Raw genomic sequence first — 9,467 nt, forward strand, 5'->3', positions numbered from 1 at the left:
GCCGGGACGCGGGTGGCGTCCCGGCCGGCCGGGCGAGCGGTGCTGCGGGCAAGGAAGGGCCCCTTCTTAACGCCTGCTGCATGGAAAGGGTCCCCGGCTAACAGTGGGCGAGCGTCACGCGGGCACCTTGGCGGTGGCGTCGACGATGGCGCGGAGCAGGTCCACGACGCGCGGGCCCCACCGGGAGGCGATGTCGTCGTCGAGGCCGACGACCTGGTTGTTCTTCACCGCGGTGACGCCGGCCCAGCCGGCCCGGGCCTTGACCGTGTCGGCGCTCTGCTGGCAGCACTTGGTGTCGGCGAGGAACACGAAGTCCGGGTTGGCCTTGACGATGACCTCCTGCGAGAGCTGCGGGTAGCCACCGTTCTTGCCGTCGGCGTCGGACGGGTCGGCGATGTTCTCCAGGCCGGCCAGCGCGTAGATGGAGCCGATGAAGGTCTTGCTGGTGGCGGTGTACAACTCCGGGCCCAGCTCGTGGAAGTAGGTGAGCTTCTCCGACCGCTTCGGCAGGTCCGCGACCAGCTTGGCGATGTCGTCCTTCATCCGCTTCGTCACGTCGGCGGCCTCGGCCGGGTGCCCGGTGAGGGTGCCCAGCTCGGTGATCTGCCGGTAGGAGTCGTCCAGCGTGGTGGCCGCCGGGGTGAGGAACACCGGGATCTTGAGCGCGGTGAGCTGATCGACGATCTTATTGCGGTCGTCGGAGAGCACCACCAGGTCGGGGCTCTTGGCGGCGATCGCCTCGGCGTTCGGCTGGAAGCCGGAGAGGTCGGTCTTCGGCGCCTCGGCCGGGTGGTTCGAGTTGTCGTCCACGGCGGTGACCTGCTTGCCGGCACCGATCGCGAAGAGCATCTCGGTGGCGGTCGCCGACAGCGACACGATCTTCTCCGGCCGCTCGGCGAGGGTCAGCGAGCCGACGGTGACCGGGAAGCTGGCGGCGGCCGACGGGCTGCCGCCGGCCGCGGGGGTGTCGGTGGTCTTCTCGGCGCAGGCGCCGAGGGCGAGCGCGGCGACCGCGAGGGTCGCGGCGAAGAGCCGGGGGGTACGTCTGGACATGGGTCCTCCTGTCGGTCGAGGAGCGTGGTGCTTCGCCGACAGGGAGCGGATGCGCCCGTCCGCGAGGCGCCCTTCCTCGAGAGCGCGTGTCGCGACCAACCGCAGGCGACCTGGCTCGTCCCCGATCAGGGGCATCACAGTTGCGGGACAGCGCCGGTTTCGCACCGGCTTCGCTGCGGGATGGTCGGTAAGACGGTAGCGCACGCCCCGCACGCGCCTCGCCGATCCGGGGCCGGTCGCTGCTCGGCGATCGTGAGCAGCGCCGTTATGTCCCGGATCGGCGAGGGATGGAAGGTGGGTGGGGCCCCGCTGGGGGCTGCGCGGGGCCCCACCGGCTATCAGGAGCTGGTGATGGTGACGTTGTCCACAGCCGCCTCGACCAGGCTCGCGCCCGAGGCGTCCGCGGCCTCGACGAGGATGCGGACCGACTGACCCGCGTACGGGGTCAGGTTGAGGTTGGCCACCGCCCAGGAGCCGTCGCGGTCGGTGGCCGCCCCGGACTGGGTGAGCAGCGCGGTGGTGCCACCGTTGTGCACGACGCTGACCCGGAGGTAGTCCGCCGAGCTGGCGTTGGAGCCGTGCGCGAGGTACCAGGCCAGGGAGAGGGTCAACGTGCCCGAGGACGGCAGGGTCACCGCCGGGGACCGGGCGCTGGTCACGCCGCCGTCGACGTCGTAGTCACCCGCCCCGGTGCCGGCCAGCCGGCCGGTGACCAGGTCGTTGCTCCCGGCGTACGGGGTGAGCTGCTTCGCGCCACTGGAGGTGGTCGCCTGGGCGGCGCCCCGCTCCCACGCCCCGGTGGTGGCGGTGTCGGTGCCCGACGGGTTGATGGTCCAGCCGGTCGCGGTCTCGAAGGTGTCCGACCACACCGTGGTGCCGCCGCCACCGCCGCAGTACTGCGACTGCTTGCCGATCGCCCGGTACGGGCAGTCGGCGTACTCGCTGAGGAGCAGCACGGCGTCCCGGTTGCGGGTGGTCTGCTGCGGGATCACCTCGTCGGGCGGGTAGAAGCCGCCGCCGGTTGCCGAGCCCGGGTACAGCTCGAAGGTGTACGCCCAGATGCCGTGGGTGGCCCACATCCAGTCGATGCTGCCGCCGTCGGTGATGTACAGGTCGCTGGCCTGCTCCGGGGTGTAGCCGTTGGTGTTCGCCATCTGCTGGCCGATGGTGGCGAACGTGTTGTACTGGTCGGCGGTCATCCCCGTGGTCGTGTTGGCGGTCGTGTGGCCGAACGGCCAGAGGATCAGCTCCGAGTACGTGTGGAAGTCGATGTTCGCCTTGATCTGCTGGGTACCGCCGACCACCCGGCTGTTGACGAAGTTCCGCAGCGCCTGGGTCTCCGGTGCGGAGAACGCCGACGGGCCCCGGTAAGTGTCCGACGAGGTGGAGCCGGACGAGCCGCCGCAGCAGCCCCACAGGTAGCCCCAGTTCCGGTTCAGGTCGGTGCCGACGTACGACGAACCGCTGTTGGGCTGCCGGTTCTTCCGCCAGGACCGGTACGAGCCGGTGGCGATGTCGTACTCGCTGCCGTCCGGGTTCACCGTGGGCACGATCCACAGTTCCCGGCCGTTGACGATGCTGCTGATCCGGGAGTCGGTGCCGTAGTTGTCGGTGAACAGGTTGAGCAGGTAGATCGCCATCTCGACGGTCAGGTGCTCACGGGCGTGCTGCTGGGCGTTGAAGAGGATCTCCGGCTCCGCCTCGTCGGTGGCGACGTTGTCGGAGATCTTCACCGCCATCAGGTCGCGTCCCTCGTACGACGTCCCGATGCTGATCTTCCGGGCGATCGTCGGGTGGTCGGCGACGACCTTGTTCACCACGGCGGTCAGCTCGGCGTAGTCGTGGTAGTTGGAGTCGGCCGGCGGGAAGGCGAGCGTGCCGACGTCCCCCTCGGCGTGGCCGTGCGGGTCGGCCCCCCGGTCGGTGGGGAGCGCGGCGGTCGCCTCCAGCCCGAAGCCGAGCCGGGTGATCGCGGCGGCCTCCGCGCGGGTGGCGCTGACGTGCAGCACGCCGTGTTCGGAGTAGTCGATCGAGGCGCCGGTGCCGGCGACGGCGTTGCGGTCGGCGAGCGTACGCGGGCCGAGCACCCGGTACGGCACGGCGGCCGGTTCGCCGGAGCGGTCCGGTCCCGGGCGGGCCGAGACCGGTGGCGCGGCGAGGGTGAGGACGCCGAGGGCACCGGCGATGGCGAGGGCGAGACGGCGACGGAGGGTGGAGTTGCGGAAGGCCATGGACAACCTCCTCGGGGCGCGGGAGAGATCCCGCACGGTGGAGGACACTCCACCACCCGTCACATGGTCATATCAACATCCGTCGTTGAATTGATCCATGCCAGCCTGATCCTCACGTTGGCAAGGATTTTCTATCGGTCGACCTCTGGCGAAACTTCCCTCCAGGCGGGACACTGACCGCCAACGATCCGCCCGTCAGGAAGCGGAGGACCAGTGACCCGACCTCGCCTTCGTGCCGCCGCCCTCGCCGGCGCCACCACCCTCACCCTGCTCGGCACCCTCACACCCGCCCCCGCCGGGGCCGCTCCCCTGGCCGCGCCCCCCGGCGCCGTCGCCACCGCCGCCACCGTCGGCCACGACGAGCAGATCGCCTTCCACGACTGGGCCGGCGAAACGGAGTGGCGGGCCGGCACCGCCGCCGGCACGGTGGCCACCGCGGCCGGACTCACCCTCGGCACCCCGCTCGGCACGACCGTCTACAAGGACCCGCACACCAGCGCCAAGCGCACCTGGGCGTACGGGACCTGGACCTCGCCGGTCACCGCGATCGGCTTCGACGCCACCGAGCTGATCACCTCGTGGAACGCCGACACGCCCGCCGGGACCTGGCTCCAGGTGGAACTCCAGGCCGCGTACGGCACCGGCACCCGCACCCCCTGGTACGTCATGGGCCGCTGGGCCGCCGGCGACACGGACATCAGGCGGACCAGCGTCGACAAGCAGGGCGACAAGACGTCCCGCGTCTGGACCGACACCCTCGCGGTCGACAACCCGGCCGCCGGGGTGCTGCTGCGGTCGTACCAGCTCCGGGTGACCCTCTACCGGGACCCGGCGACCACCGCGACCCCGACGGTCCGGATGGTCGGCGCGATGGGCTCCCGGGTGCCGGACCGGTTCACCGTGCCGCCGAGCACCGGAGGCATCGCGTGGGGCACCGAGCTCCCGGTCCCCCGCTACTCGCAGAACGTCCACGCCGGCCACTACCCCGAGTACGACGGCGGCGGCCAGGCGTGGTGCTCCCCCACCTCCACGACGATGGTGGTCGAGTACTGGGGACGACGGGCGTCCGCCGAGGACACCGCGTGGGTCGACCCGACCTACCCGGACCCGACGGTCAACCACGCCGCGCGGATGGTCTACGACTACGCCTACGAGGGCGCCGGGAACTGGCCGTTCAACACCGCGTACGCGGCCACCTTCGCCGGGCTGGAGGCACGGGTCACTCGGCTGCACTCCCTGGACGACGTGGAGCGTTTCATCGCCGCCGGCATCCCCGTGGTGACCAGCCAGTCCTTCGTCGCCAGCGAGCTGGACGGCGCGGGCTACGGGACCGCCGGACACCTGTTCGTGGTGGTCGGCTTCACCGCCGACGGGGACGTCATCGTCAACGACCCGGCCTCGTCGAGCAACGACGCGGTACGCCACGTCTACCCGCGGGAGCAGTTCGAGCAGATCTGGCTCCGGACGAAGCGGACCACCGCCAGCGGCGGCACCGGCAGCGGCTCCGGCGGCGTGGTCTACCTGATCAAGCCGACGGACGTCCCCTGGCCGTCCGCCCCCGACTCGACCACCTGGTAGCAGACCCGACCAACACCCGTTGATCAAGGGGTTTGCGTCGGCCAGGAGCCGGACCCTGACGCAAACCCCTTGATCAACACGAGCAGCGACCCCCGGGGGGAGGGGTTAGTGGGGGGTGGGTGGGGAGTCGGGGGAGTTGGGCTCGGTGGGGGGCTGGTCCTCGCCGGCCAGGGCGGAGCGGAGGCGCTCCTTCTCGGCGCGGCGGCGCTCGGCGGCGGCGGCCATCTCCTCGGCCATCTCGTCCCGCCAGCCCCGCAACAGGAAGAAGGACGCGGCGGCCGAGAAGGCCAGCGCCACGATCAGCTTGAGGAAGATGTCCAGGTCGGTGGGCAGGAGGGCCGCCAGCACGACGACGAACAGCCCGATCCGGCCCAGCGTGTACTTGACCGCCGCGCTCACTTCTCCGCACTCCGTTTCTCGCCGCCGGGTCACCCGGGCGGAGGGTTCAGCCCGTCCTGCGCGCCAACCAGCGGACACCGGGAAACCAGACCACCGCGTACCCGAGGGTGAAGGCCGCCGCGCCCAGCCCACCGGAGAGCAGTGGCGGCGCCCCGGCGACGAGGCCGGCCACCGCCAGCCCGGCGGCACCCGCCAGCACGCCGGCCGCCAACGCGGCCGCCACCCGGGCGGCGCCGAACTCCCAGGCCCGGAAGTCGTCCCAGTAGAGCCACGCCGGCAGGATCACCGCCAGCCAGCCGTTGGCCCGCCCGAACTCACCGGCGCCGAACGACACGAACGCAAAGTCGAACAGCACCAGCGCGACCAGGCCGACGACCAGGCCCGCCAGGCCGACCCCGAGCAGGTCACCCAGGCTGAGGACACGCCCCTCGGCGTCGCGCCGGGGAAATCCGCTCCGCTGCTCCGTCATGGCCCTACGAGGGTACGCGAGCCGCCACCCGCCACCGGTGCCGGCGGCCCGTCAGGCCCAGACCTGCTGCGGCTCGGCGCGGCGCTCGGCCAGCGACGGGGCCTTGTCGTACTCACGGACCACGTTGTACCGGGTGTCCCGCTCGACCGGCTGGAAGCCGGCGTCCCAGATCAGGTTTAGCAGGTCGTCCCGGTGCATCGTGTTCGGGGTGCCGTACGAGTCGGCGTCGTGGGTGATCTTGTATTCCACGACCGAGCCGTCCAGGTCGTCCACGCCGAAGTTCAGCGAGAGCTGGGCCACCGACAGGCCGTGCATCACCCAGAAGTTCTTGAGGTGCGGGATGTTGTCGAAGAGCAGCCGGGACACCGCGAAGGTCTTCAGCGACTCGGCCGGCGAGGCCATCGTGGTGCGGGCCTGGATCCGGTTACGGATCTTGCCGTCCGCCGAATCCACGAAGTCGTGCTGGTAGCGCAGCGGGATGAAGACCGCGAAGCCACCGGTCTCGTCCTGCAGCTCCCGCAGCCGCAGCACGTGGTCGACCCGGTGCCGGGGCTCCTCGATGTGGCCGTAGAGCATCGTGGACGGCGTCTTCATGCCCTTGGAGTGGGCCAGCCGGTGGATGCGCGACCAGTCCTCCCAATGGCAGGCGTGGTCGACGATGTGCTGGCGGACCTCCCAGTCGAAGATCTCCGCGCCACCGCCGGTCAGCGACTCCAGACCGGCGTCCATCAGCTCGTCGAGGATCTCGTCGGCGCTCAGGCCGCTGATCTTCTCGAACCACTGCACCTCGGTGGCGGTGAAGCACTTGAGCTTGACGTTCGGCAGCGCCGCCTTCAGCTCGCGCAGCACCTTCGGGTAGTAGCGCCACGGCAGCGTCGGGTGCAGGCCGTTGACGATGTGCAGCTCGGTGAGCTGCTCGTCCTCCATCTCCTTGGCCTTGCGGACCGCCTCGTCGATGCGCATCGTGTAGGCGTCCTTCTCACCCGGCTTGCGCTGGAACGAGCAGTACGCGCACGACGCGGAGCAGACGTTCGTCAGGTTGAGGTGCCGGTTGACGTTGAACATCACCCGGTCGCCGTTGAGCTCCGTGCGGCGGTGGTGGGCCAGCCGGCCCAACCAGGTCAGGTCGTCGCTCTCGTAGAGGGCGATCCCGTCCTCACGGGTCAGCCGCTCGCCGGCGTACACCTTCGCTTCGAGCTCACGCTTGAGTCCGGCGTCCATCTCCAGCCACGTCCTTCCACCCCGGTGTCCCGATCGAGCCTACGTCGGCCGGCCGACGGACCGTCGGCACGGTCTCCCGCAGCGATGTACTTCACCGGACTCTCAGCCTTCCGTTACCCGCCGACACATCGACATCGTTGCCGGCGTGCGGTAAGACAGTATGGGGCGTTTCACACCACTGATAGCGTCCTGACGCCGCGCGCACCGGTCGCGGCGACGCCGGTCGGACGGGGAGCGGAATGGTCGACAGCGGGTACGGGCGACAACGGCGTCGGCGGAGCCCGGTGATCTCACCGGTGCTGCGTCCGAGGCTCTGGTCGGCCCTGCTCGGGGCGGTCGTCGCCGCCGTGCTGGCCGCTCCCGCGTACGCGGAGCCGGGCCTGCCCACCACCGTCCCGGACACCGGTGCCCGCCCGGTCGTCGCCGGCGCCCTGAACCTGCCCAGCGGCGCACCGACCGCTCCCGCCCTTCCCGGCAGCGTCACCACGCCGGTCGCCGGCGCGGGCAGCGGCCCGCTCGCCGCGCAGATCTACGCCCTCGAGGCGCGGGTCGGGCAACTCGGCGACGGGCTGCTCAAGCTGCGTCAGGAGCGCACCGAGGCGGAGGCGCAGCTCGCCGCCGCCGAGCGGGAGCTGGCCCTGGCCCGCGACGCGCTGGCCCGGGCGCAGGACCTCGCCGACGCCACCGCCAGCGAGGCGATCAAGGCCGCCGCGGCGCTGCCGCCGGGCGACTTCGCGAGCGACCTGCACGACCTCACCCAGCTCTCCCGGATCACCCGGGGCGAGCGGGTCGAGGGCGGCGACACCACCGAGGCGAAGCAGGAGATCACCCGGGCGCGCACCGGCGAGCAGGTCGCCCAGCAGGCCTTCGTGGCCGCCGAGGGCCGGGTCACGACGGCCCGGCAGGCGTACGTGGCCGGCGAGCGCACCCTGCGCTCCGAGGAGGCGAAGCTGGTCCAGCTGCGCAAGGACAACGCCGCGCAGCTCATCGTCATCGAACGCCAGCAGGAGGCGGCCGAGCAGCAGCTCGGCGCCGGCTACGTGGCCAACGAGACCGCCAACGGGCTGGCCGCGCACCCGACCGCGCTGGCCGCCGTCGCCTACGCGAAGGCACAGCTCGGCGACCCGTACCTCTGGGCCGCGGAGGGCCCGGACCGGTTCGACTGCTCCGGCCTCATCTGGGCCGCGTACCGGTCGGCGGGCTACGACGACCTGCCCCGGGTGTCCCGCGACCAGTACTACGCGACCCGCTCCCGCACCGTCCCTCCGGCGGCACTGCTCCCCGGCGACCTGGTCTTCTTCGCCTCGGGCACGAGCTGGACGACGATCCACCACATGGGCATGTACATCGGCGGCGGCAAGATGATCCACGCGCCCACCACCGGCGACTTCGTCAAGATCTCGAACGTGCGCTGGTCCCGGCTCTACGCCGCGACCCGGGTCGTCGGCGCGGTACCCGCCCCGACCACGCCGACCGTGCCCACCACGCCGACCGTGCCGACCGTGCCGAGCAAGCCGACGACCACTCCGAAGCCGACGACCACTCCGAAGCCGACGCCGTCGGCGACCCGGTCGCCGCTGCCGACGACGTCGCCGAGCCCGACGACCTCCCCGAGCCCGACGACCTCGCCGAGCCCGACGACGTCGCCGACGCCGTCGCCCACCACCTCACCGTCGCCCACGGCCACGACGCCGCCGCCGGCTCCCGACCCCACCACGCCGTCGCCGCAGGTCACCAGCAGCAGCGCCAGCCCGACGACGGGGGCGAGCAGCGCGACGCCCTCCGGCAGCGTCTCGGCCACCGCGTCGGCGAGCACCGGCAGCTGACCTCGTCCGACCCGACCGTTCCCCGGTCGGTGCGGCTCGCCGTACCGCCCGGGGAATGCGCTCCGACTGTGCCGTAGGGGCGGAATGTGGCACGGTGAGACTCAGGCACTCCCGGGCCGACCGCACGGCTCCGGGCGCGAGCGTGGCGCGGAGGCGAGCATGGTCGATCAGCAGGTCCCGGCGGAACCGGGCGACCGGAGGTCCGCGCCCGTCGACCCGTCACCCGGCGTGGCCGGTTCCCGTCCCGACCTCGTACGCCCGCACCAGCCCGCCGCCGCACCGGCCCGGGCACGGGCGACCGTCGCCACCGCCGTCGCCCCTCCCGAGGACGGGGTCGACCCGTCGCCCGCCCGTTCGGGAAGCACGACCTACCGGGCCACCGGCAGCGCCGAACCGATGCCCCCGGTGCCCGCCCAGCGGGGCGCCACCCCACCGGTCGGCGTGTCCGACTCTCCGGCCGTGCCGTCGTCGGAGCCGCCCGCCGGTCCCGCCCGGGCCAGCTTCACGGTTCCGGGCACGAGTCGGGTCTCCGCCGCCGAGGCGGCGGCCATCCGTTCGCACACCGGCGAGGCCCGGATCTACCGGGCCGGCCCGGTCAACCCGGAGCCGCCGGAGCCCGCCCAGCCGCCGGAGCCGGCGAAGCCGCCGACCCCACCGACCCCGGAACCGGAGCCCGCGCCGGCTCCGATC

The 9,467-nt window shown here is 72.1% G+C and carries 7 protein-coding genes, 1 pseudogene and 1 riboswitch; of the genes and pseudogenes, 3 read left to right on the plus strand and 5 right to left on the minus strand.

What is annotated here, in order from left to right:
- Window positions 1–114: 114 nt before the first annotated feature.
- On the minus strand, window positions 115–1,053 hold the full coding sequence (locus AB0I76_RS15520; RefSeq protein ID WP_357035025.1) for an ABC transporter substrate-binding protein: 939 nt from the start codon (window positions 1,051–1,053) through the stop codon (window positions 115–117).
- A gap of 63 nt (window positions 1,054–1,116) precedes the next feature.
- Window positions 1,117–1,253: riboswitch (adenosylcobalamin (AdoCbl) riboswitch) on the minus strand.
- Between the two features lie 138 nt (window positions 1,254–1,391).
- Entirely contained in the window at window positions 1,392–3,284 is a 1,893-nt protein-coding gene (locus AB0I76_RS15525) for a M14 family zinc carboxypeptidase (protein ID WP_357035028.1), read from the minus strand.
- Between the two features lie 213 nt (window positions 3,285–3,497).
- Between AB0I76_RS15525 and AB0I76_RS15530 the strand changes: the two genes are divergently transcribed.
- Entirely contained in the window at window positions 3,498–4,862 is a 1,365-nt protein-coding gene (locus AB0I76_RS15530) for a C39 family peptidase (RefSeq protein ID WP_357035032.1), read from the plus strand.
- A gap of 105 nt (window positions 4,863–4,967) precedes the next feature.
- Here AB0I76_RS15530 and AB0I76_RS15535 read toward each other — a convergent pair whose 3' ends face one another.
- The 3 genes from AB0I76_RS15535 to mqnE are packed head-to-tail and all read right to left on the minus strand — an operon-like array spanning window position 4,968 to window position 6,951.
- A complete protein-coding gene (locus AB0I76_RS15535) occupies window positions 4,968–5,261 on the minus strand; it encodes a DUF4229 domain-containing protein (protein ID WP_357035035.1) in 294 nt (97 codons plus the stop codon).
- A 46-nt stretch (window positions 5,262–5,307) separates the two neighbouring features.
- Window positions 5,308–5,730: a hypothetical protein gene (locus AB0I76_RS15540; RefSeq protein ID WP_357035038.1), complete on the minus strand. Its 423-nt coding sequence runs from the start codon at window positions 5,728–5,730 to the stop codon at window positions 5,308–5,310.
- Window positions 5,731–5,781: 51 nt separating this feature from the next.
- Window positions 5,782–6,951 carry an aminofutalosine synthase MqnE gene (gene mqnE, locus AB0I76_RS15545; RefSeq protein WP_357035041.1) on the minus strand — a complete coding sequence of 390 codons (1,170 nt, stop codon included), beginning with the start codon at window positions 6,949–6,951 and terminating at the stop codon, window positions 5,782–5,784.
- Between the two features lie 239 nt (window positions 6,952–7,190).
- Here mqnE and AB0I76_RS15550 point away from each other — a divergent pair, with 239 nt between their 5' ends.
- The gene (locus AB0I76_RS15550) at window positions 7,191–8,777 is read left to right on the plus strand and encodes an NlpC/P60 family protein (RefSeq protein WP_357035044.1); all 1,587 of its coding nucleotides are present in this window, start codon (window positions 7,191–7,193) and stop codon (window positions 8,775–8,777) included.
- A gap of 159 nt (window positions 8,778–8,936) precedes the next feature.
- Window positions 8,937–9,467: pseudogene (locus AB0I76_RS15555) on the plus strand (hypothetical protein); the annotation flags it as partial.

The sequence above is a fragment of the Micromonospora sp. NPDC049799 genome (genome assembly GCF_040656655.1).
In the GTDB taxonomy this organism is placed as follows: Bacteria; Actinomycetota; Actinomycetes; order Mycobacteriales; family Micromonosporaceae; genus Micromonospora.